The sequence below is a fragment of the Bradyrhizobium genosp. A genome, from assembly GCF_049949275.1.
Taxonomy (GTDB): Bacteria; Pseudomonadota; Alphaproteobacteria; order Rhizobiales; family Xanthobacteraceae; genus Bradyrhizobium.
The window spans coordinates 5,957,909-5,979,570 of record NZ_CP188196.1; the positions used below are offsets into that span (position 1 = coordinate 5,957,909).

The following is a 21,662-nucleotide window of genomic DNA, read 5'->3' on the forward strand; positions in this document are numbered from 1 at the left end:
AAATCGAATTGAGATCGGTGGAAACCGCTCTCGTGCCCTGGACGCAGTTCAGCGCCTCTTCGGCGATGCGCTGCAGAGCCGGGGCCCATGCAGCACCGTACCGTGCGGCCTTCTGGGTCCCGGCTCTGCGCAGCAACGCTCACGCGTTGCAGCGCGTGCGGGACACCAGAGCGTCCCCTCTACCTTCCCGTCCAGACCGGCTTGCGCTTCTCGCCAAATGCCTTCAGCCCCTCCTTGGCGTCCTCGGTCATCGCCAGCAGTGCGATCTGGCTTTCGGTGTAGGCGATGCTCTCGTCGAACGACATCGAGGCGATGGCGCGCATGGCGTATTTGCCGCGGCGGATCGCGGTCGGGGATTTGTCGACGATGCGGCCGATCAGCCAGTCGACCTTGGCGTCGAGCTCGGCCGTGGGCACGACGTAGTTGAGCAGGCCCGCCGCTTGCGCGGCTTTCGCATCGAACGGCTCGCCGGTGAGCGCCCATTCGTTGACGAGGCGTCGCGGTGCGATGTCCTGCAACAGGCTCAGCACCTGCATCGGAAACACGCCGACCTTCACCTCCGGCAGGCCGAAGATGACGTGATCGGCCGCAACCGCCATGTCGGTCATGCAGAGAAGCCCCATGCCGCCGGCCATGCAGACACCGCCGACGCGCGCGATCGCTGGCTTGGTCGCATTCTGCGACAGGCGCAGCAGATCGGCATAATCGACGTTCGGTTTGGAATGATCCATCGCGAAAGCCGCACCGGAATTCTGCAAGTCCGCGCCGGCGCAAAATGCCTTGTCGCCCGCACCTGTCAGCACGATGACGCGGACGTCCTTGTCGTCATCCGCGTCGCGATAGCCGCGTGCGATGCCGGCGATGACGTCGCCGTTCAGCGCGTTGCGCTTTTCCGGCCGGTTGATGGTGATCCAGAACGCCTGCCCGCGCTTCTCGGTGATGACGCCAGTGGTGTCGGTCATGACGCTATATCCTTGCTCCCGGTCTGCAGCCATTTGCGGCAGCTCGCGTGCGCGGTGCAACAGCAATCTGTCAGGCGGCGCCACCTTAGCGCCTCGACACAAATTTGCGCGCGATCGATGCGCGAGCGCGGCTCAGGCCGCGACTGCTTTCCTGATCCAGACCTTGTTGTCGTGGAACGCAGCCCCGCCGATCGGCGCAACGGCTTCGGCTCCCGTCAGCATGTTGATGCCGCGGCCACCGATATGATTCTTGTTCGGATGCACGGACTCCGCAATCAGCACGCCGCGCCGGACCCCGTCGAACAGTGCGGCGATCAGCGTGGTCTCGCCCCGGGTGTTGCCGAGCGTCACGGCGTCGCCGTCGGCGATGTCGAGCGAGGCCGCATCCAGCGGATGCATCATCACGCTCGCTCTGCCCTCGCGCACCTTCGAGGACGGGGTCTCGTTGAAGGTGGTGTTGAGGAAGCTGCGCGACGGGCTGGTCGCGAGCCGGAACGGATGGGCCCGATCGGTGTGCTCGATCACGGCCCAATGGTCGGGCAGCGACGGCATTTTATCGAAATCGCCCATGGTCCGGCCGAACGGCGGATGCGCCCAGTCCGCCTTGAAATGGAATCTTTTGTCGGGATGAGCGAAGCCATCGAGATAATGCGAGGTGCGGAAGTCCGGCTGCAGATCGCGCCAGATATCGGCCTCGAGGCCGGCGATGTCGCCGTGGTCGCTGAGCTTCAGCGTCGCGTCGATCAACTCGCGCGGCGTCATCTCGAAGCCTTTGTGCGCTGCGCCAAGCCGCGGCGCCAGCGCCTGCAGCACCTGGTGGTTGGAGCGGCATTCGCCAGGCGGGTCGATCAGCTTCGGGCCGACCGAGATGTGCTGGTGGCCGCCGCCGTAATAGAGGTCGTGATGCTCCATGAACATGGTCGCCGGCAGCACGATGTCGGCCATCTCAGCCGTCTCGGTCATGAACTGCTCGTGCACCGCGACGAACAGGTCCTCGCGCGCAAAGCCCTGCCGCACCAGCGCCTGCTCCGGCGCCACCGTCATCGGGTTGGTGTTCTGGATCAGCATCGCCTTGACCGGGCCCTTGCCCAGCAGGGCCTCGGCATCGCCGGTGAGGATGCGGCCGATCTGCGACTGGTCGAGCGCGCGGGTCGACTTGTCGAGCGCGTCGTGACCTTCGATGACGGATTCGTTGAAGTGCCACAGCGCGTAATTGTTGAAGAAGGCGCCGCCGCCCTCGTACTGCCAGGCGCCGGTCACCGCGGGAATGCAGTTCGCCGCATGCATCTGCGTCGCGCCGTTGCGCGAACGCGTAAAGCCGTAGCCGAGCCGAAAGAAGCTCCGCTTGGTCTCGCCGACGGCCTTGGCGAAGGCCTCGATCTCCGCCACCGGCACGCCAGAGATTGCAGAGGCCCATTCGGGGTTGCGCGTCTTCAGATGCGCCTCGAGCTCATCCGGGCAATCGGTGTACTTGTCCATATAGGCGCGGTCGGCATAGCCGTCGCGGAAGAGAACATGCATGACGCCGCAGGCGAACGCGCCGTCGGTGCCGGGCCGCAGCAGGATCTTGATGTCCGCCTGCTTCATGGTCTCGTTGTCGTAGATGTCGACGGCTGCGATTCTGGCGCCGCGTTCCTTCCGCGCACGCGCGGCATGCGACATCACGTTGACCTGCGTGTTGACGGGATTGGTGCCCCAGATCACCACGAGGTCGGACAGCGCCATCTCGCGCGGATCGACGCCGGCGATCTTGCCGGTGCCGATGGCATAACCGACGCGCGCGATGTTGGAGCAGATGGTCGAATAGAAGCGCGAATATTTTTTCACATGCGTGAGGCGGTTGAGGCCGTCACGCATCACCAGCCCCATTGTGCCGGCGTAGTAGTACGGCCAGATCGACTGCGCGCCGAACTCGCGCTCGGCTTGATTGAAGCGATCGGCGATCTCGTCGAGCGCCTCGTCCCAGGAAATCCGCGCGAACTGACCGGAGCCCTTGGGCCCGGTCCGGCGCAACGGATACATCAGCCTTTCGGGATGATGGATGCGCTCGGCGTAGCGAGCGACCTTGGCGCAGACCACACCAGCCGTGTAGGTCTGCTTTTTCGAACCGCGGACGCGGCCGATGCTGCGGCCTTCGACTACCTCGATATCGAGCGCACAGGCCGACGGGCAATCGTGCGGACAGGTGGAGTGGCGGATCTCGATCTTGGTGTGCTGGTTCATGACCAATTTCGTAACACCAAAATACCGGGCAGCCGAGGGCATTTATCCGGCAACGCCCATGCAAAATGCTCAAACCATGCGCGAGGCGTGTTCCTCCCGCGACCGCGAGATGACCCGCAGCCACACCGAATACGGCCCGATATTCCGGCGGAAATCGACTTTGTGAGGCGTCGACAGTTTGCGCCCGCTGCCGCTACAGTGCCGGCCAACAAGAACGAGTCCAGGGAGGTGGGTGTGAGGGCCCGACAATTGATGCTGGCGCTGGCCGCCGGCCTGCTCACCACATTCTCCGCAAGCCCGTCCCTGGCGCAAGATTATCCTGCGCACGCGGTCCGTATCGTCGAGCCGGTCGGCGCCGGCGAAGCCGCGCACGGCCCGGTGACAGCGGCGATCGCGAACGCAGTCCATGATTGCCTCGGCGTGCGCGTGCGCGACCTGCCGATCACACCGGACAAAATCATCGCAGCCATGGAGCTTGCATCGTGACCACAGTGAACATTTTGAGCGGCGGCGCGGCGCAAGGCCTGGTACGCGGCCTCAGCGAGGCCTTCGAGGCGAAGACCGGCTTCGGCATCGATGGCGAATTCGGCGCGGTTGGTGTGATGGCGGACAAGCTGCGCGCGAGCACGCCAGCTGATCTCGTGATCCTGACGCAGGCCCTCCTTGCGAAGCTAGCCGCAGAGAAGCTTGTCGTCCCGTCCTCGATCGCCGATGTCGGCCGGGTCGAGACCGCGCTGGCGGTTCGCAGCCGCGATCCCAAGGTGATTGCGAAGACTGAAGCCGATCTGTGCGAAGCGCTGCGGTCCGCAGACGCGATCTACGTTCCTGACACCAAGGCGTCGACCGCGGGCCAGCACGTCGCAAAGGTGCTGGATCAGCTCGGCATCGCCTATGAGGTCACATCGCGGCTGAAGATCTTTCCCAACGGCGCAACGGCGATGCGCGAACTGGCGACGTCCACCGCGACGTGGCCGATCGGATGCACGCAGGCGACCGAGATCATCGCAACCGATGGCATCGCGCTGTCCGGATCGCTGCCACCGGGATGCGAGCTCGTCACGATGTATACGGCCGGCGTGACCACGCAAGCGGCGCATCCGAACGAAGCCGCCGCGCTGATCGCACTGCTGACTGGCGCAGACCAGAGAGATCTGCGCCAGCGCGCGGGCTTTACCGGCTAGATGCGAGCGCTATTTGTGCAGATTCTCCCTGATGCTGTGATGCAAACTATCGCAAGCGCGGTTCGCCGGGCAATGCCGGCGAACGCACGACAGCTATCCCCTGTATCCCATCAACAGACGGGGCAGCCACAGCGAGAAGGCAGGAACGTAGGTCACGAACATCAGCGCCGCGATCAGGGCGGCGTAGAACGGCAGGATGGTGCGCATCACCGCGCCCACCGAGATGCCGCCGATGGCGCAGCCGACGAACTGCGTCGTTCCGACCGGCGGGGTGTTCAGCCCGAGCGCGCAGTTGATCAGCATCAGCATGCCGAACTGCACCGGATCCATGCCCGCCTTCATTGCGATCGGCAAGAAGATCGGGGTGCAGATCAGGATGGTCGCAGCCATGTCCATGAACGTGCCGAGCAGGAACAGGATGATGTTGATGAGCAGGAAGATCATCCAGGGTTGCGTGGACACCCTGCTCATCAGGTCGCCGGCGAAGTCGGCGACTTCGTAGAGCCCCATCAGATACTGGAACATGGTGGAGACGCCGATCAGCAGCAGCACCACGCCCGTCGTCTTCACCGCCTTGGCGGCCGCATGCAGGAAGTTATTCCAGGTCATGGTCCGGTAGATGAAGAACGTCAGCACGATCGTGTAGGTGACGGCAACCGCGGCAGATTCAGTTGCCGTGAAAACGCCGGACAGGATACCCGAAAGGATGATGCCGACGATCAGCAGGCCGGGCAGAGCGGCCGCGAACGAGCGGAAAACCTCGGCCCAGCCCGGGAACTTGCCGGCGGGATAGCCGCGCTTCACTGCGACCGCGTAAGCGGCGACCAGCATGCACAGCATCAGCACGAGCGCCGGCAGAAGCCCGGCCGCGATCAGCGCGCCGATCGAGACCTTGCCGCCGGCGGCGAGCGCATAGATGATCATGTTGTGGCTGGTCGGCATCAAGGCTCCAACCAGCGACGCGTGGGTGGTGACGTTGACGGCGTAGTCGGTGTCGAACCCTTCCTTTTTCATCATCGGGATCATCACCGCGCCCATCGCCGAGACGTCGGCCACAGGCGAGCCGGAGACGCCGCCGAACAGCGTACAGGCGACCACGTTCGACATGCCAAGACCGCCGCGGATGTGTCCGACCAGATTCTTGGCGAGCTGCACGATCTTGTCGGCAACGCCGCCATGCAGCATCAGCTCACCGCTGAACACGAAGAAGGGGATAGCCAGGAACGAGAAGATGTTCATTCCCGACATCATCTGCTGGAAGATGACGGCGACCGGCAGGCCTTCGTAAAGGATGGTGCAAATCGCCGACAGTCCGATCGCGAAAGCAACGGGTACGCCGAGGACCAGGAAGCCGAAGAAGGTGGCGCCGAGAATAATCAGTTCCATGAGGGGACGACCTCTTCGCCACGCAGGAGAGCAATGATGTGCTCGATTGAAAAGGACACAATCAGGACGCCGGAGGCGATCAGCGGCACGTAGCGGACGACTTCCGGTAGGCCGAGATTGGGGATCTTCACGGTCCCGACCGACGCGCCGAGGATCCAGCCGTTGTAGACCATCGCAACGCCGAAGATCGCCACCAGGACGTGGATCACGAGCTCGATCTTCTCGCGTACACGATCCGGAAGCATCACCAGCAAGCTGTCCATGCCGATGTGCCCGGCATCGCGCACCCCGACGGCGGCGCCGATCAGGGTGACGTACAGGATCAGCACCAGTGCGAGGTTCTCGGTCCAGGTCGGGCTGGAGTTGAGCACGTAACGCCCGAACACCTGGTAGAACACGATGGTGACGATGATGAGCAGGCCGGTCACGGACAGATACATGCCGAGCCGCGCGACGACGGCATTGATCCGCGACAGCAAGCCGGTCGACGGGCGTCCTTCTACCTCCTGCTCGTGGTCTGCGACGTGTGGGTCTGTCATCGGCGTCTCCCTGCAGAGGCCCGGTGCCGCCTCGCAGCGACGCCGGCCCCGATGCGCTATGGTCTTACTTCGTGGCCTGGATGCGCTTGACGAGGCTCTGCAGCTTGTCGTCGCCGGCGAACTTGGCGTAGACCGGCTTCATCGCATCGACGAATTCCTGCTTGTTCGCGATCGCGACGACCTGAACGCCGGCTGCCTCGACGGTCTTGCGCGAAGCCTGCTCACGCTCGTCCCAGAGCTTGCGCATGACCGGCACCGATTCCTTGGCCGCCTTGCGGATCATCGCCTGATCCTCCTTGCTGAGCGTGTCCCAGACCTTCTTCGACATCACGAGGACTTCCGGCGCCAGCGAGTGCTCGGTGACGTTGTAGAACTTGGCGGCCTCGAAATGGCGCGAGGACTCGTAGGAAGGCCAGTTGTTCTCGGCGGCGTCCACCAGACCGGTCTTGAGGGCGGTGTAGACCTCGCCATACGGCATCGGCGTCGGATTGGCTCCGAGGCTCTCGATCATGCCGACCCACAGGTCGGACTGCTGGACGCGAATCTTCAGGCCCTTGAGGTCTGCAAGCGACTTGATCGGTGCCTTGACGGTGTAAATGGATCGGGCGCCGCTGTCGTAATAGGCAAGACCGACCAGGCCCGCAGGCTCCATGGCCGCCAGGATCTCATCGCCGATCGGCCCGTCGAGCACGTTGCGCATGTGCTGGGTGTCCCGAAAGACGAAGGGCAGGCACAGCGCGATGGTCTCCGGCACGAAGTTGTTCAGCGGCGATGCGTTGATCCGCATCATGTCGAGCGCGCCGATCTTGAGCTGCTCGATGGTGTCCTTCTCGGAGCCCAGGGCGCCATTCGGAAACACCTTTACGCCGAGCTTGCCGCCGCTCGCCGTCGCGAGCTGCTTGCCCATGAACTTGACGGCCTCGACGGTCGGATAGTCGGCCGGGTGGATGTCGGCAGAGCGGAAATCGCGTGCGGTTGCGAGTGGCGCCGACACTGCCAATGCAGCGGCTGCGATGATACCGATTAATGTCTTCATCTGGGGTTTCCTCCTGATTTGATTATATCGTCGTTGGGCACGTGCTGCGGGCCGCCTTGGGTCGCTCCACTTCAGGTGTGAAGTCAAGCGCTGCAACTGCACCACCTTCGTAGGATTGCGTGGCGAAGTCGAGGGGCGTTGGCTGATTGGTAATGTCTGCCCGGGCGGGACAGCGCGACGCTCATCGTGCCCGCTCCTGCAGGGGACCTGTGCGGCAACTGCCGGCTCCCCGGCGATCGGGCCGCGTCAGCGGCCAATGCTGGTTGCGCGGTAACGATGCTCATCGTATCCATGGCGTTCCTCTGGTTTTGTGCTCGACCGCTATTGATTGCGGCTTGAGGTTCGGGCGAGACCATGGCCTCATCCTGTACGAACGCGCCGCATCGGCGCGATATCGCCAGTGTCGTCCCTAGGGCGGGCGGCATTCTGAGTCCAAGCCAAATGCGGCATTGATCGATGCTGGAGTTGCATTGATCGACCACGCGGTGCCTCCGGGGACGATCGGCAGAAAGTTCATTTTTTCCGAATATGACCATGAGGGAGCGTTACTTGACGTCGTGGGCAGAGCCCCCTCGAGATGCTTCGAAAACGTAACGAACCAACTCGAGGGAAACGCCCATGCCGGCTATGACGCCACCATGTACCTGCTCGAGCGTGGCGTGCGGCTAGATCACTCGCCGTCGAGGCCGCTTTCGGCAAGCTCGCGCAGCGCATCGATGTCGAGCACGACGATGGCACCGTGCTCAAGGCGAACCCAGTTGCGTCCAGACCACGCGCGCAATTGCTTGTTGATGCTCTCGCGCGTCATTCCCACCATCTCGCTGATCTCCTGCTGGGTGATCGCGAGGGTGCCACTGCCGGAGTCGAACTTGCGCTCTTCGGTGAGGCCGAGCAGCGCACTCGCCAGCCGGCCCGGCAGATTCTGCAGGATCACTTGCTCGACCTGTTGGCTGGTCCAGCGCAGCCGCGCGCAGAGCAGTTCGATGAATTTCATCGCCAGCGCCGGCTGACTCTTCACGAACGGAAGGAAGTCGCGGCGATCGATGATGTAGAGCTCGCAATTGGTATTGGCGGTCGCATCCGCCGACCGCGGTGCACCATCAAGCACGGCGATCTCACCGAAGATTTCTCCGGGACCGATCAGATTGAGAATGGCATTCCGGCCATCTGGCGACGAAGAGGAAATTTTCACTGTTCCGGAGATCACCGCGAACAGATTGTTGCCGGGGTCGCCTTTGGCGGCGATCGTCGCACCACGCTTGACCGTGCTGTGCTTGGCATAGCGGCAGAGCTGATCAAGCGCGTCCGGTTCCAGATCCGCGAAGATCGGGTGCTTGCGCAGAACCGCGAGTTTGTTACCCGACGGCTGCCGGGGGTCGCCGGTCTTGTCCTGAGGCACGCCGGGACTCCTAAGACTGCGAGGCACTGGAGTTCCTGCGTAGTCAGTGTTGCCCGGCTTTTCAACCGGAAAGCACGGACACAATTTGAAGCAAATGCTGTTTAAATGCCGCGGTCTCGCGCGGAAGCGCACCCGCAGGGTGCGCCGATGCGTTTTAGACCATGCAGAGTTGCAGAGAGAGCAAGCCACAGTTGAGCCTGCCAACCAAACACCCCTGGCTGTCGCGTCAGAATGCGACAGTGATCTCAGGAACTTCGGCGCTCCGCATCCGAATCGAGCCGAACTGAATTGGTCTGTCGGTCCGCCCAAGCCAGCGCGGCCGCAAATGCGACAAAGACGGCCACGACGGCAATGGTGACCAGCAGCGTGTCAATCGGCATTGTACCCTCCCAACCTTGTTCAGGCCAGTATTCGCGACGCGCAACCGGTGTCATTGATCGGAATCAAAAATGAGCGGGCGGTCGGCAGGGCCAGAATTCAGGCCGCCGCCAGGGCCTCGACCCGTGCGGGGTCGCGCAGGCTGATTCCGCCGTGGACGATCTCGATCGCTCCGTGCCGCTCCAGCTTGGTGAAGGTGCGGCTGACGGTTTCGATGGTCAGGCCAAGATAGTCTGCAATGTCCTGACGGCTCATCGGAAGGGGGACCGTATTCGACGATCCCTTGAGCGAAATCAGCCGCTCGCGCCAGCCGAGCAGAAACGTCGCGACCTTTTCATCCGCCGAGCGACGGCCGAGCAGGACCATGTGGTCGCGCGCGTGACTCAACTCACGGATCGCCAGCTCGTTGATTCGCCTGAGCAGATGCGGCCGGTCCTCAATGAAGCGACCGAACGGCACCTTGGCGAACTGGCACACGGCCACCGTGCCGATCGCATCGGCCGAGAAATTGTGACGGCCCGAAATATTCATCCCCAGGAAATCGCCGGGCAGCGCAAAGCCCACAATCTGCCGCCTGCCGTCAAGCAGCAGCTTGTAGAGCCGCATGACGCCCTCGAGCAGATTGTAGAACGAGGTCGTGATGTCCTCCTCGGAGAACACGGTCTCTCCCGTGGCGAAATGGACGCGGCGCCCGAGATGCTCGAACTCCTTCAGCTCGGCCGGGTCCAGCGACGAACAAACCGCGAAGCTGCGGACCGCGCAATCGCTACAGAAATGACCATTCGGCTCGATCGTCACCACGGGAGTCCTCATCCACCGCTCCAAGCGCCGGCTGTCCTCCGTCTCTGGCCGAGTCCACCGCGCGGGCTGCATTTTACTGCACGGCGCCAAAGTCGATTGACCCAGATCAATTTTGGCGGACATTCCCGCCTGTTCTATTGTAAGAGCTCGAATGTCAGACCGCTTGCACCGTCCAGCCGATCAGCTCCCTGGCAATGCGGGCGAAGGCCACGTCGAACGCTGCGACCGCTGCAGCCGGCTCGACCTTGTCGAGCTTCTCGCTGGTCTCGACGAGGCGCGATGCGATCACCTTGCCAGCCTTGTCGACGATCCGCGCCGACAGTCCGATTTCGACGCGGGTCTCGCCCTCCGTGGCGATCCGGAAGCGCCTGATGTCAATCAGGAGCTGGTAGTCCGCTTGCCCCAGGTCAGTCGTCCGCAGCGGGGCATGCGCGATGTCGTAGTCCTCAAAGCTGTCGATCAGCCGCGCCTGCACCAGCTTTGGAATGCTGTCGGCCCACAGGAAGTCGGCAAAGCCCTGGTTGTCGCCAACCGGTGAGAACAGCATGCGCTGCGTCTGGAGCATCGCGACAGCGGTCGGCTCGGGAATCGCCAGCGACGCCGAAAGCGCCTTGCCGGCCGGCCCGAGATTCTGGGACGCGCGGAGATCATAGGTGATTTTCTGCGCGGGCGCACCTCCGCCGGTCATCTTCTCGAGGCCTGCCAGAATGCCGTCGAGCTTGCCGGTGTTGCGCGCAAGACCATCGGAAAACGTCTTGAGATTGGCGATGGTGTCCTTGAGCGGGCCTGAATTGTCCTCCAGCACGGTGTCAACGCGCCGCAGGGCATCGCGCGCCGCCTGGGTCATGCTCTGGCCCGCGCCGGCCTCGGCAATCAGCGTCAGCCGCTCGCCGGATTTGGCGACGATCATGCCACCCTCCAGCGTCACCACCGGCACGCCGGTCAGCCCCTGGAAATCGAGCCCAACCTTGGTGTCGGTGCGCACCGGCGTCGTCGTGGCAACCGAGATCGTCGCATTGACGAAGCGCGGATTGTCAGACGCAAGGCCGAGCTGCGTCACCTCGCCGACGCGGATGCCGTTGAACAGCACGCCGGCACCGACCAGCAGGCCCGGCACCGGCCCCTGGAACTGCACGTGGTAATTCGTGCGCGGCCCGATCCCGCCGCTGTTGTTCAGCCAATAGACGAAGCCGAACACCGCGAGGATCGCGGCCAGCACGAAGCTGCCGATCAGCACGTAGGGAGCGCGGGTTTCCATGTCTCATCTCATCTCGTGTTGAAGCATCTGCGAGCGCTTGCCGTGGAAATAGGCCCGCACCCAGGGATGCTCGGATTGCAGCAGTTCGCGCATCGGACCGATCGCCACGATCCTGCCGTCGGCGAGCGCCGCAACGCGGTCGCACACCGTGGTGAGGCTGGCGAGGTCATGGGTGACCATGAAGACGGTCAGCCCCAGGGTCTTTTGCAGCGTCCGGATCAACACATCGAAATCTCCGGCGGCGATGGGATCGAGGCCGGACGTCGGCTCGTCGAGGAAAAGGATCGGCGGGTCGAGCGCGAGCGCGCGCGCCAGCGCCACGCGCTTGGTCATGCCGCCGGACAGTTCCGACGGATATTTGTCGCCGTCCTGCGCACGCAACCCGACCATCTCGAGCTTGGCGATCGCGATCTCGTCCATCAGCTCCTGTGACACTGCGAGATTTTCGCGAAGCGGAAATTGAACGTTCTGCCGGACCGTCAGCGACGAGAACAGCGCGCCCTGCTGGAACAGGATGCCCCATGTCGCTGCCCGGCTGCGGTCATGCGCGCCACTGATCGGCTGTCCCATCACTTCGATGGTGCCGCTGCGACGCGGGATGAGGCCAATGATGGTGCGCATCAACACCGACTTGCCGCCACCGGACGCGCCCACCAGCCCGAGGATCTCGCCGCGGCGGACGTCGAGCGACAAATAATCGAGCACGGTCTGACGGCCGAAACCCACCACGAGGTCATGGACGCGGATCGCGAATTCCTCCTGAGGTCCGGGCATGGTCACATCCCGATCGAGGCGAAGAAGATCGCGAACAGGCCGTCAAGCACGATCACCAGGAAGATCGACTTCACCACGGACGTGGTCGTCTGCCGACCGAGCGACTCCGCGCTGCCCTTGACGCGCAATCCCTCGCTGCAGGCGACGATTCCGATCACCAGCGCCATGAACGGCGCCTTCAGGATGCCGACCTCGAAATGGGTGACGGAGATGGCCTCATGCAACCGCGCGATGTAGATCGCCGGCCCCATGTCACCGTAGAACTGCGCAACCAGGCCGCCACCGTAGAGCGCGGCAATCGATCCGATGAAGGCGAGAATTGGCAGCGCGATAACGAGCGCGGCCACGCGCGGCAAGATCAGAACGTCGACGGGATCGAGCCCCATGGTCGAGAGCGCGTCGATCTCCTCGCGCATCTTCATCGAGCCGAGCTCGGCGGTGTAGGCGCTTCCCGAACGTCCTGCGACCATGATGGCGACGATCAGCACGCCGAGCTCGCGCAGGACGAGGATGCCGACCATGTCAACGGTGTAGGACTCTGCGCCGAACCTGCGGAAATGAAAGAACCCCTGCTGGGCAATGATGGCGCCGATCAGGAAGGTGATCAGCGCGACGATGGGAATCGCCTGAAACCCGATCCGGTTGAGCTGATAGACCAGCGATGTCAGCCGCAGCGAGCGCGGCCTGCGCACGACGCGGATCGCGGCCATGAACAAGGCGCCGAGCATTTGCAGAAAGATCGTAACGTCATCGCGGGCACCGATCGTGGCCCTGCCGAGATCGTTCAGCCTGAGCAGGACCGGATTGGGCACGGCCGCCGGCGCCGGCGTGTGGCGATTGACCTGCCGCACCTCCTCCAGCAGGCCGCTGAAATGATCTGCCACACCGATGATCTCGGCCGGCCTGCCGGATGATGCCGCCTTGCGCGACAATTTCTCCAGGATCCAGGCACCGAGCGTGTCGAGCGCGCTGATGCCAGACATGTCGAGGGTCACGGCTCGCGATCGATCGACATCCGCCCCGACCGATCGGGATAAAGTTTCAAGCTTTGCGACATTGGCCGCGATCCACGACCCCTCGGGCCGCAATTCGAGCGCACCACCCAAGGGAGTTGCCAGCAGCAGAGGTTCCGAATTCACGCGCATATCCTCATGGGACGACCAGCCCCAATGGTTGTGTTCTAGGCCGGCATAGGGCGGCTCGATTGACTTGCCTCAAACAGACCTGCCTCAAACAGGTCCGCTCTCGTCCCCTTGACCCAAATCAATGGCCGTCAGGCCCGCCCGCATAGGCTCTCGCCATTCAATGGAGACCGCCAATGTTCGACACCGGCAGAATGAGCGACGAGCTGAAAGCACTGAAGGTCGACGTCGCACGTCTGCTGAGCACCGCCGGCGAGGAGATGTTCGAGACGTCAAAGGACCGTACCGAGGTCCTCGCCGATCAGATCAACGCCGCGCTGGCCGAACTTGGCGAAACCGTCAGCGAGGAGCAGGAGCAGCTCCATGATCTCATCACAGAACGCCCTGTCGCCTCGCTCGCGTCCGTCTTTGCGCTCGGCGTAGTCGTCGGCTTCATGCTGAGGAGGCACTAGGTGAATACGGAGAATGTCGTCAAGCATCTGCGTGCCCTGTGGCGCACCGACAGGATCATCGCGGATATCAGGCTCCGGCACCTGCTGATCGGACTCGGTCTGCGCGCCTTTGCGGCCCTGATCGCCGCGTTCGGGCTCCTGATGCTGGAGCTGTCCGCCTATTTCGCCCTCGTCCAGATCTGGAGCGCAATCACCGCAGCCGCCGTCCTGGGAGCGATCAATTTCGCCATCGCGGCGGTCCTGTTCATCGTCGCCGGACGCCCGCCCTCGGGCCGCGACATCGAGCTCGCCAATGAAATCCACGGCACGTCGATCGAGGCCCTCCAGGTCGAAGCCCGGACATTTCAGGCCCAATTGACCGGCGCGGTGCATCATCCGCTCAGCACGATCGTGCCGGTGCTGGTGCCGCTGATCGCAATCATCGTCAAGAACATGCGAAAGACGGCCAGAGAGCCCGCCGCAGACGCAGCGACCGAAGTGCGCTCGTAGCCGCCGCGCCTCAGAGCTTCAGCCGGACGTCGCAGATGTCAGGCTCGGTCGGATCTGGCTTGATCTCGAAGCCGAGCTGCCGGCACATCTCCAGCATCACGACGTTCTCCTTGAGCACGTCGCCCGAGATGGTCTTGAGCCCTTCCGACCTGGCGTAGTCGATGATCAGCTGCATCAGGGCCCATCCAAGCCCCCTGCCCTTGAGGTCGGACCGCAGCAGGATCGCGTATTCGCCGCTCTCGTAGATCGAGTCCGAGTGAAGCCGCACCACGCCGACCATCTCGTTGTTCTCATCGAACGCAATAAACGCCATGGCGCGCGCGTAGTCGAGCTGGGTCAGGCGCGCGATGAACTCATGGGTAAACTCCTTCATCGGCGCGAAGAAGCGCAAGCGGAGATCGTGGGGCGTGACGTGGCGCAGAAATTCGTGGATGGTCGGCTCGTCCTCGGGACGCAGGGGCCGCACCGAGATGCGCCAACTGTCCTTGAGGGCCAGGCGACGCTCCCATTGCGACGGATAAGCGCGGACGGCGAAATTGGCGGGACCGGAGCCCGCAAACTTCCGCTGGGGCGGCGCCACCGCGACGCGGGCATCAACAGCAGTTACGCCGGTTTCATCCGCGAGCAGCGGATTGATATCGAGCTCGCGGATTTCGGGGATGTCCGTCGCCATCTGCGCCAGCTTGACCAGCACCAAAGCTACTGCGTCCTGCTTGACAGCCGGCACGTCCCGGTACGCTGGCAACAACCGCGACACACGGGTGCGCTCGATCAGGTCGCGGGCGAGCTGCAGATCGAGCGGCGGCAGCGCCAGGGCCTTGTCGTTGATGATCTCCACGGCCGTCCCGCCGCGGCCGAACACGACGACGGTGCCGAAAGTCGGATCGTCAGCGAGGCCCAGGATCAGCTCGCGCGCCTTGGCCTTGACGACCATGGCTTGCACGATGACACCATCAATGCGGGCTTCCGGCCGCAGCTTCTTGGCGCGGGCGAGAATATCGACAGCCGCCGCGCGCACTGCATCCGGCGTGGTCAGATTGAGCACGACACCGCCGACATCGGACTTGTGCACGATGTCGCGCGACATGATTTTGAGCACGACTGTCGCCCCTTGCACGAATATCTCATCCGCATGGGCGACCGCCTGCTCGACATCTGCGGCCGCATAGGTCGGCACCATGGCGATGTCATAACACCCAAGCAGATGCTTGATCTCGACGGGCTCGAGCCATTTGCGTCCGTCAGCGATGGCCGTCGCAACGATCTGCCTCGCAGCCGCGACATCCGGCACGAAGGTGTCCGGCATCGCCGGGGGAACCTGGCTCAACTCGTCCACCACCTCGCGATGCCGGACCAGATGCATGAAGCCGCGCACCGCGTCATCTTCGGTCGGATAGTTCGGGATGCCCGCGCCTGATAGCGTCGCAATGATCTCCTGATCGGCCCCGACCCAGGCCGCAAGCACGGGCTTGGCCCAACTGCGGTGCTTCTCCCGATATTTGCCGACGAGCTCGGTCACGGTCGTCGCGATCTGCGCGGCCGATGCGATCGCGGTCTGCACGTTGAGCACGAGGACCGCGTCATTGCCTGGATCGTCGAGCAGCACCTGCAGCGCCGCGGCATAGCGCGACGCATCGGCGTCGCCAACGATATCGACGGGATTGGCGCCCGACCAGGTTGGCGGCAGCACCGCATCGAGCTTCTCACGCGTATCGGGTGTCATGGGCGCGGGAATTCCGCCGAGGTCCGCCAGCCGGTCGACCGCCAGGACACCGATGCCGCCACCATTGGTCAGAATGGCGAGGCGCTTACCCGCCGGCGATCTGATTCGGCCGAGCGTCTCGGCACAATCGAACAGCTCGCGCAGATCGGACACCCGGAGGACGCCGGCGCGGCGGAAGGCCGCATCATAGACCGCGTCGGCGCCTGCGAGCGCGCCCGTATGCGTGGCGGCCGCCTTCGCGCCCTGTGCCATGCGGCCCGATTTCACCACGACGACGGGCTTCACGCGCGCCGCCGCGCGCGCCGCCGACATGAATTTCCGCGCGTCCTTGATGGCCTCGATGTAGAGCAGGATCGCGCGGGTCTTGTGGTCCATCGCGAAATGGTCGAGCAGGTCCGCGATATCGACATCGATCTGATCGCCGATCGTGACGATGCCGGAAAAGCCAACGCCGCGTTGCGTAGCCCAATCCACCATCCCGGCCGCGATCGCGCCCGACTGCGAGATCAGCGCGAGGTTTCCAGCCCCCGGCATATGCGCCGCGAAACTCGCGTTGAGGCTTACGCCGGGCATCATGATGCCGAGGCAGTTGGGGCCGATCAGCCGCATGCCGTATTTGCGGGCGACAGCGACGGCGGCTTCCTGGAGCGATCCAGGCCCATGACCGAGCCCAGCCGAGACGATCAGGGCGCCGGCCGATCCGCGACGGCCGGCCTGGTCGATGATGTCGGGGACCTCTCGCGCGGGCGCTGTGATGACCACCAACTCGGGCACGAATGGCAACTGCTCGAGACTGCTCACCGCCGCAACGCCGCCGATCTCGGCATGGCGCGGGTTCACCAAACCGAACAGCCCCTTGAATTCCGCCTTGCGAATGTTCTCCAGGACCGCGCGTCCGACGGAGACCGGGCGGGAGCTTGCGCCGACCAGCGCGACCGATCGGGGCGACAACAGGTTTTTCAGGCGGTAAGTCGACATGATTGCATTCGTCCGTTCGGGCGACAGGTCCGACTGCTACGAAGCTAACCCGGATATGCGTTGAAATGCCCCTAGTGCGACATCATCACCCAGCACGGTGGCTGGCCGATGACGGTCTTGGTCACACCGCCCCAGACGACCTCGTTCAGGCGTGAGTGATGGTAGGCGCCCATGACGATGGCGTCGATGGCATGGGATTGCGCGCAACTGCCCAGCACCTTGCCGATCGAGCTGCCGCTGCCTTTCACGGTTTCGAAAGACGCATAAACCCCGTGTTCCCGGAGGTGGTGAACGAGACTCAGGCCGGATTGCGCGATCGCTTCAGTCTTGTCGTCCGCCACAGTCACCACGCGGACTGAGGTAGCGGCCTGAATGATCGGCAATGCGTCGCCGACCGCACGCGCAGCCCGCGCCGAGTGATCCCAGGCAATCATAACATTCTCGAATTCCGGCCGCAGCGCCTCGACATGCTGCTCCGGACAGAGCAGCAGCGGCCGGCCGGACTGGAACAGGAACGTTTCAACGATGTTTTCGGTTCGGCTGTCGTGCGGCTTCACGGGGATCAAAGTGAGGTCGCTAAAGCGCGCATGCTCGGCCAGGGTCGATGCGATCTGGTCCGCCGGGACCCTGCCCGATCGGCTTTGGGCCCGAATGCCGGTACGCGAGGCCGCATTGGTGAATGCATTCAGGAGCTGCTGCATATCGCCGGCCTCGCGCACAACGCTGAGTTCGGCGGCCTCCGGGTCATCGGGAAATACCACCTTCGGCCGCACGAAAACATCGTCCTCGAGCGCGAGGCCGGTGATCCTGGCGCCGAGGTCGGCGGCAACGGCGACGCACTTTTCAATTGCGGCCAGTGTGGGTGCACGCGGCTCGCCAACGAGCGGCAGAAAGACGTCCTTGATGGGCATCGGATTCTCCTTGCCGGCCAGAATAGGCCGTCTTCGGTCCGGATGCTTGATCCTCATCAAGCCGGGAAAACTCCGAAGTCACCAGCCGACGACAGCCTTTGACGGAAGTCAAGGACTGGTCGCGGTCTCGACTTAAGGGTTACCCTGGTTTACGGCCGGACCGCTTGGCGCCCCCATCTGCAATATGCCGGCAGGAATGACAGACAATTCTGCGACCCAGGAACGGATCTTCGCGGCACTGACCGCGCATGCCGGCGTCAAGCGGATCGACACGCACGCGGCTTCGGTCTTCCTCGACGGGACGCGCGCGCTGAAGATCAAGCGGGCAGTCAAATATCCATTTCTCGACTATTCTACCCTCGACAAGCGCAAGGCGGCCTGCGAGGAGGAGCTCCGGATCAATCGGCCGCACGCGCCCCAGATCTATCGTCGCATCGTTGCCATCACGGAAGAGCCGGACGGATCGGTAAAGGTCGCCGGCCACGGCCGGCCGATCGAATATGCCGTCGACATGTCACGTTTCGACGAGAGCCGGACGCTGGATCATCTGGCGAAGGCCGGACAGTTCGATGCGGACTTTGCGTCGTCCATCGCCGACGCGATCGCGGCTTCGCATGCAGCAGCAACGCCCGCCGACGATGAGGCATGGATTTGCTCCATCCCCGCCCTGATCGACGGCAACAGCTCTGGCCTGCGGAATGGCAATCATGTGCCGGCCGCGGAGATCGAGCGGCTTGCGCAGGCCTCACACGCGGCGTTCCTGCGCACCCGCAACTTGCTTGAAGAACGCGGCCGCCAAGGCTTCGTGCGCCGCTGTCACGGCGATCTGCATCTTGCGAATATCGTGCTGATCGAACAGCAGCCTGTGCTGTTCGACGCCATCGAGTTCGACGCGCAGATGGCGACTGTCGACGTGCTCTACGACCTCGCCTTCACCCTGATGGATCTGCTGCGCCACGCTCAGCCGCTGGCAGCCAACACCGTCCTGAACCAGTATCTTGCCGCGACGCCGCTGGAAAACCTCGACGCGCTCGGCGCGCTGCCGCTGTTCATGTCCATTCGCGCAGCGATCCGCGCACAGGTAGCGCTCGCACGGCTGAAGCCGCCGCATTCCGACGATGCCAGCATTCTCGACGAGGCACGCCGCTATTTTGAGCTCGCCCGGGCGTTGATACAGCCTCCCGGCCCCCGCCTCATCGCGGTAGGCGGACTGTCGGGCACCGGGAAGACGGTTTTGGCACGCGCGCTCGCGCCAACCATCGCTCCGCAGCCGGGCGCCGTCGTGCTGCGCAGCGACGTCATTCGCAAACAGATGCTCGGTGTCGCCGACACGGACCGGCTGCCGCCATCCGCATACACGCCAGAGCTTGCGGCCCGGGTTTACGAGGCATTGGCCGAGCGCGCCCGGCGCGTGCTGGCCCACGGCCATTCGGCGATCGTCGACGGCGTGTTCGCCCGAGGTTTCGAGCGAGACGCCTTCGCCACGCTGGCCCGGGATTGCAATGTGCCTCTCACCGGCCTCTTCCTGGTGGCGGATCTGGCGACCCGGCAGGCCCGAATCGGCGGTCGCCGCGGCGACGCATCCGATGCGACGCAAGAGGTTGCCGCGTTGCAAGAGCACTATAATATCGGCCATATCGGTTGGACGACCATCGATGCATCCGGGACACAAGCGCAGACGCTCCAGAGCTGCCAGGACACGATCGCTGAGGCAGGTAAGGTAATCTGATTGGCGCGGGCTAGGATGGCGCGACCCACCACGAGTTCGACGGCGACCGCCCGCGTCAGGCCGGCGGCAAGCCGTAACATGCTGCCCGGGCGCCTGAGCCCCGGCATGGCCTGCGACACCGCCTTTCGGATCATCGCCCGCCGTCACCTCGCCGCCGTCCTCGCCCAGCATGACGGGACCTGTCGTGGCGATCCGGAGGCGCTGCATCAGATCCGAGTTGCGCTGAGCCGTCTGCGGACCGCCATTCGCTTCTTTTCTCCCATGGTCGACGATGCGCTCCGCCCCAAAGTCTGGGCCGAGTTGAAATGGCTGAACAGTCAGCTCGGCCTGGTGCGGGACCTCGACGTTGCCATCGAATGCGTCGTGGCTGAGGTTGGCGACGAGCTCGCCGTGATCGCCGAGCTCCAGCGCTGGGACGAGAAGCGGGCTGAAAGCCATCGCCTGCTGGCGCGCGCGCTGAAATCGGCACGATATCGCCGCCTGGTCGAGCAGACCTCGAGCTGGATCGAGAGCGGCCCCTGGTCAACCAGGCGCAGCAAGGAAGCCATCCGGCTGCGCCGCTGCGCGCTTGCCGACCATGCGACGGCGCAACTGGCCGAATGGGAAAATACGCTGCTCAGAAAAGCCAGGAAACTGCGCAAGCTCGACGTCGAGAAACGGCACAAGCTGCGGATTCTCAACAAGCGAGTGACCTATTCGATCGAGTCGCTGCAGGATCTCTTCGCCGACAAGTCGCTGACGAAGCAGAAGTCGATCCTCAAGCAATTGCGCAGGGCGCAAAAATCGCTCGGACAGTTGAACGACGATGCGCGCGGTCAAGCGCTCGCCGCGTCGTTGAACGAGGCCGCTCCAGAGGCCGGCATTCGCTTCCTCGACCGCAAGCGAGAAAAGAAGCTGCTGCGAACGGCTTCGACGGCCTATCGCAAGCTGGACAAGGCCAAGCCCATCCGCTCCTCCGACTTGACACCGGACTCGGAGCCGGAGGATTAGCTCGACACCAGCGCTGCTTGACCTGAGTCAAACCAAGCCTCCGCCGCTGATCTAAGCTTTGCACATCGATATTTTGTGTGAACTTGCGGAGCCCCCATGCGCGCCCACCAGGTCATGACCCGCTCGGTTATCTCGATCACGCCCGACACCAGCATCGTCGAGGCCGCGAACATCATGCTGAAGCGCCACGTCAGCGGCCTCACCGTCGTCGACGACAACGGCAAGCTGGTCGGCGTCGTCTCGGAAGGCGACTTCATCCGCCGTAGCGAAATCGGCACCGGGCGCAAGCGCGGCCGCTGGCTGCGGTTCATCCTCGGCCCCGGTACGACGGCCAGCGATTTCGTCCATGAGCACGGCCGCAGGGTGTCGGAGGTCATGACCGCCTCGCCTGTGACCATCACCGAAGACACGGCGCTCGCCGAGATCGTCGATCTCATGGAACGGAACAACGTGAAGCGGCTGCCGGTGGTTCGCGGCGACAACGTCGTCGGTATCGTGTCACGCGCCAACCTGCTGCAAGCCGTGGCCGGCCTCGCGCGCGAAGTGCCGGATCCGACCGCCGACGACGATCACATCCGCGGGCGCATCATCGATGCGATGGAGAAGAACGACTGGTGTCCGTTCGGGCTGAACGTCATCGTCCGCGACGGCATCGTCCACCTCAGCGGCGTCATCACCGAGGACCGCGCGCGGCAGGCCGCGGTCGTCGCCGCGGAGAATGTCGAGGGCGTCAAGAAAGTGCACGACCATCTGTGCTGGGTCGACACCATGTCAGGCGTCTATCTGAATTCGCCCGAGGACGACGATCTCGCCAAGGCAAGCTAACCAAGGCAAGCTGAGCACAGTTCAGCGAGGAATAACGGCGGTGGCTTCGATCTCGACCAGCGCCGTCTTCTCGACGAGGCGGACGACCTGGACAAGCGCCATCGCGGGATAATGCGCACCGAAGACCGCGCGGTAGATCCTGCCGAGCTCCTTCAGATTCGTCAGGTATTCCTCCATGTCGACGACGTACCAGGTCAGGCGCACGAGGTGCTCAGGCCGCGCGCCAGCCTCGCCAAGGATTTCCGCGATGTTGCTCAGGGTCTGGCGCACCTGCGCGACAAAGCCGACCGCGAGATGCTCCTCGGCATCCCAGCCGATCACGCCTCCAGTGACGACGATGCGCCCTTCGGCAGCCATGCCGTTGGCATAGCCCTTCGGCATCGGCCAGCCTGAGGGCTGGAGCACCTGCACCCTGGGGCTGGTGTCAGCCTCGGCAGCAGACGGCAGCACCGCAAGTTGTGGGCCTTTCGGCGTCGTCACGGACAA

At 63.9% G+C, this 21,662-nt stretch carries 22 protein-coding genes; 8 read left to right on the plus strand and 14 right to left on the minus strand.

The genetic code is table 11. The features are described 5' to 3' along the window. Window positions 1-179 precede the first annotated feature (179 nt). Both ACP2YP_RS27865 and ACP2YP_RS27870 read right to left on the minus strand, forming a co-directional pair. The gene (locus tag ACP2YP_RS27865; RefSeq protein ID WP_426419458.1) at window positions 180-962 is read right to left on the minus strand and encodes an enoyl-CoA hydratase/isomerase family protein; all 783 of its coding nucleotides are present in this window, start codon (window positions 960-962) and stop codon (window positions 180-182) included. Window positions 963-1,094: 132 nt separating this feature from the next. After that, window positions 1,095-3,185: a molybdopterin-dependent oxidoreductase gene (locus tag ACP2YP_RS27870; protein ID WP_426419459.1), complete on the minus strand. Its 2,091-nt coding sequence runs from the start codon at window positions 3,183-3,185 to the stop codon at window positions 1,095-1,097. Here ACP2YP_RS27870 and ACP2YP_RS27875 point away from each other — a divergent pair. From ACP2YP_RS27875 to ACP2YP_RS27885, 3 genes are all read left to right on the plus strand, one after another. After that, complete coding sequence (locus ACP2YP_RS27875) at window positions 3,184-3,351, plus strand: hypothetical protein (RefSeq protein ID WP_426419460.1); 168 nt, start codon at window positions 3,184-3,186, stop codon at window positions 3,349-3,351. The genes ACP2YP_RS27870 and ACP2YP_RS27875 overlap by 2 nt on opposite strands. 83 nt (window positions 3,352-3,434) lie before the next feature. Further along, window positions 3,435-3,671 carry a hypothetical protein gene (locus tag ACP2YP_RS27880; RefSeq protein ID WP_426426477.1) on the plus strand — a complete coding sequence of 79 codons (237 nt, stop codon included), beginning with the start codon at window positions 3,435-3,437 and terminating at the stop codon, window positions 3,669-3,671. Then, window positions 3,668-4,366, plus strand: a complete 699-nt coding sequence (locus ACP2YP_RS27885; protein WP_426419461.1) for a molybdate ABC transporter substrate-binding protein — start codon at window positions 3,668-3,670, stop codon at window positions 4,364-4,366. Before ACP2YP_RS27880 ends, ACP2YP_RS27885 begins: the two co-directional genes overlap by 4 nt. Window positions 4,367-4,459: 93 nt before the next feature. Here ACP2YP_RS27885 and ACP2YP_RS27890 read toward each other — a convergent pair whose 3' ends face one another. The 9 genes from ACP2YP_RS27890 to ACP2YP_RS27930 all read right to left on the minus strand — a co-directional run bounded on the left by ACP2YP_RS27890 (window position 4,460) and on the right by ACP2YP_RS27930 (window position 13,076). Further along, complete coding sequence (locus tag ACP2YP_RS27890) at window positions 4,460-5,752, minus strand: TRAP transporter large permease (RefSeq protein ID WP_426419462.1); 1,293 nt, start codon at window positions 5,750-5,752, stop codon at window positions 4,460-4,462. Next, the gene (locus ACP2YP_RS27895) at window positions 5,743-6,291 is read right to left on the minus strand and encodes a TRAP transporter small permease (RefSeq protein WP_426419463.1); all 549 of its coding nucleotides are present in this window, start codon (window positions 6,289-6,291) and stop codon (window positions 5,743-5,745) included. The genes ACP2YP_RS27890 and ACP2YP_RS27895 overlap by 10 nt, the downstream gene beginning before the upstream one ends. Before the next feature lie 64 nt (window positions 6,292-6,355). Next, window positions 6,356-7,327 (minus strand): TRAP transporter substrate-binding protein, encoded by a 972-nt coding sequence (locus ACP2YP_RS27900; protein WP_426419464.1) that lies wholly within the window; start codon window positions 7,325-7,327, stop codon window positions 6,356-6,358. 670 nt (window positions 7,328-7,997) lie between these two features. Next, window positions 7,998-8,726 (minus strand): Crp/Fnr family transcriptional regulator, encoded by a 729-nt coding sequence (locus ACP2YP_RS27905; RefSeq protein WP_426426285.1) that lies wholly within the window; start codon window positions 8,724-8,726, stop codon window positions 7,998-8,000. Window positions 8,727-8,971: 245 nt separating this feature from the next. Then, a complete protein-coding gene (locus ACP2YP_RS27910; RefSeq protein WP_426419465.1) occupies window positions 8,972-9,106 on the minus strand; it encodes a hypothetical protein in 135 nt (44 codons plus the stop codon). Between the two features lie 97 nt (window positions 9,107-9,203). After that, window positions 9,204-9,917: a helix-turn-helix domain-containing protein gene (locus ACP2YP_RS27915; protein WP_426419466.1), complete on the minus strand. Its 714-nt coding sequence runs from the start codon at window positions 9,915-9,917 to the stop codon at window positions 9,204-9,206. 142 nt (window positions 9,918-10,059) lie between these two features. Next, window positions 10,060-11,163: an ABC-type transport auxiliary lipoprotein family protein gene (locus tag ACP2YP_RS27920; RefSeq protein WP_426419467.1), complete on the minus strand. Its 1,104-nt coding sequence runs from the start codon at window positions 11,161-11,163 to the stop codon at window positions 10,060-10,062. A gap of 3 nt (window positions 11,164-11,166) precedes the next feature. Beyond that, complete coding sequence (locus tag ACP2YP_RS27925; RefSeq protein WP_426419468.1) at window positions 11,167-11,937, minus strand: ABC transporter ATP-binding protein; 771 nt, start codon at window positions 11,935-11,937, stop codon at window positions 11,167-11,169. A gap of 2 nt (window positions 11,938-11,939) precedes the next feature. Further along, window positions 11,940-13,076 (minus strand): ABC transporter permease, encoded by a 1,137-nt coding sequence (locus tag ACP2YP_RS27930; protein WP_426419469.1) that lies wholly within the window; start codon window positions 13,074-13,076, stop codon window positions 11,940-11,942. A gap of 179 nt (window positions 13,077-13,255) precedes the next feature. Here ACP2YP_RS27930 and ACP2YP_RS27935 point away from each other — a divergent pair, with 179 nt between their 5' ends. Both ACP2YP_RS27935 and ACP2YP_RS27940 read left to right on the plus strand, forming a co-directional pair. Then, window positions 13,256-13,531 (plus strand): hypothetical protein, encoded by a 276-nt coding sequence (locus ACP2YP_RS27935; RefSeq protein WP_426419470.1) that lies wholly within the window; start codon window positions 13,256-13,258, stop codon window positions 13,529-13,531. Next, on the plus strand, window positions 13,532-14,020 hold the full coding sequence (locus tag ACP2YP_RS27940; protein ID WP_426419471.1) for a phage holin family protein: 489 nt from the start codon (window positions 13,532-13,534) through the stop codon (window positions 14,018-14,020). It abuts the gene before it with no gap. A 10-nt stretch (window positions 14,021-14,030) separates the two neighbouring features. Here ACP2YP_RS27940 and ACP2YP_RS27945 read toward each other — a convergent pair whose 3' ends face one another. Together ACP2YP_RS27945 and ACP2YP_RS27950 are read right to left on the minus strand one after the other, a co-directional pair. Next, window positions 14,031-16,721: a GNAT family N-acetyltransferase gene (locus tag ACP2YP_RS27945; protein ID WP_426419472.1), complete on the minus strand. Its 2,691-nt coding sequence runs from the start codon at window positions 16,719-16,721 to the stop codon at window positions 14,031-14,033. 71 nt (window positions 16,722-16,792) lie between these two features. Further along, on the minus strand, window positions 16,793-17,632 hold the full coding sequence (locus ACP2YP_RS27950; RefSeq protein WP_426419473.1) for a universal stress protein: 840 nt from the start codon (window positions 17,630-17,632) through the stop codon (window positions 16,793-16,795). Between the two features lie 196 nt (window positions 17,633-17,828). Between ACP2YP_RS27950 and ACP2YP_RS27955 the strand changes: the two genes are divergently transcribed. The 3 genes from ACP2YP_RS27955 to ACP2YP_RS27965 all read left to right on the plus strand — a co-directional run bounded on the left by ACP2YP_RS27955 (window position 17,829) and on the right by ACP2YP_RS27965 (window position 21,176). Continuing rightward, window positions 17,829-19,361, plus strand: coding sequence for an AAA family ATPase (locus ACP2YP_RS27955; RefSeq protein WP_426419474.1), 1,533 nt, complete (start codon window positions 17,829-17,831; stop codon window positions 19,359-19,361). Window positions 19,362-19,376: 15 nt separating this feature from the next. Further along, on the plus strand, window positions 19,377-20,351 hold the full coding sequence (locus tag ACP2YP_RS27960) for a CHAD domain-containing protein (RefSeq protein WP_426419475.1): 975 nt from the start codon (window positions 19,377-19,379) through the stop codon (window positions 20,349-20,351). Window positions 20,352-20,447: 96 nt separating this feature from the next. Beyond that, window positions 20,448-21,176, plus strand: coding sequence for a CBS domain-containing protein (locus ACP2YP_RS27965; RefSeq protein WP_426419476.1), 729 nt, complete (start codon window positions 20,448-20,450; stop codon window positions 21,174-21,176). Window positions 21,177-21,197: 21 nt separating this feature from the next. Here the strand turns inward: ACP2YP_RS27965 and ACP2YP_RS27970 are convergent, their stop codons facing one another. Further along, window positions 21,198-21,656, minus strand: a complete 459-nt coding sequence (locus ACP2YP_RS27970) for a RidA family protein (protein ID WP_426419477.1) — start codon at window positions 21,654-21,656, stop codon at window positions 21,198-21,200. Between the last annotated feature and the right edge of the window lie 6 nt (window positions 21,657-21,662).

Excerpts from the sequence above, each read along its gene's own strand:
- ACP2YP_RS27945 (WP_426419472.1), bottom strand. The coding sequence starts at position 16,721 with ATGTCGACTTACCGCCTGAAAAACCTGTTGTCGCCCCGATCGGTCGCG.
- ACP2YP_RS27915 (WP_426419466.1), bottom strand. The coding sequence starts at position 9,917 with ATGAGGACTCCCGTGGTGACGATCGAGCCGAATGGTCATTTCTGTAGC.
- ACP2YP_RS27965 (WP_426419476.1), top strand. The coding sequence starts at position 20,448 with ATGCGCGCCCACCAGGTCATGACCCGCTCGGTTATCTCGATCACGCCC.
- ACP2YP_RS27925 (WP_426419468.1), bottom strand. The coding sequence starts at position 11,937 with ATGCCCGGACCTCAGGAGGAATTCGCGATCCGCGTCCATGACCTCGTG.
- ACP2YP_RS27890 (WP_426419462.1), bottom strand. The coding sequence starts at position 5,752 with ATGGAACTGATTATTCTCGGCGCCACCTTCTTCGGCTTCCTGGTCCTC.
- ACP2YP_RS27900 (WP_426419464.1), bottom strand. The coding sequence starts at position 7,327 with ATGAAGACATTAATCGGTATCATCGCAGCCGCTGCATTGGCAGTGTCG.
- ACP2YP_RS27910 (WP_426419465.1), bottom strand. The coding sequence starts at position 9,106 with ATGCCGATTGACACGCTGCTGGTCACCATTGCCGTCGTGGCCGTCTTT.
- ACP2YP_RS27935 (WP_426419470.1), top strand. The coding sequence starts at position 13,256 with ATGTTCGACACCGGCAGAATGAGCGACGAGCTGAAAGCACTGAAGGTC.
- ACP2YP_RS27960 (WP_426419475.1), top strand. The coding sequence starts at position 19,377 with ATGGCGCGACCCACCACGAGTTCGACGGCGACCGCCCGCGTCAGGCCG.
- ACP2YP_RS27955 (WP_426419474.1), top strand. The coding sequence starts at position 17,829 with ATGACAGACAATTCTGCGACCCAGGAACGGATCTTCGCGGCACTGACC.
- ACP2YP_RS27870 (WP_426419459.1), bottom strand. The coding sequence starts at position 3,185 with ATGAACCAGCACACCAAGATCGAGATCCGCCACTCCACCTGTCCGCAC.
- ACP2YP_RS27920 (WP_426419467.1), bottom strand. The coding sequence starts at position 11,163 with ATGGAAACCCGCGCTCCCTACGTGCTGATCGGCAGCTTCGTGCTGGCC.
- ACP2YP_RS27875 (WP_426419460.1), top strand. The coding sequence starts at position 3,184 with ATGACCAATTTCGTAACACCAAAATACCGGGCAGCCGAGGGCATTTAT.
- ACP2YP_RS27950 (WP_426419473.1), bottom strand. The coding sequence starts at position 17,632 with ATGCCCATCAAGGACGTCTTTCTGCCGCTCGTTGGCGAGCCGCGTGCA.
- ACP2YP_RS27865 (WP_426419458.1), bottom strand. The coding sequence starts at position 962 with ATGACCGACACCACTGGCGTCATCACCGAGAAGCGCGGGCAGGCGTTC.
- ACP2YP_RS27895 (WP_426419463.1), bottom strand. The coding sequence starts at position 6,291 with ATGACAGACCCACACGTCGCAGACCACGAGCAGGAGGTAGAAGGACGC.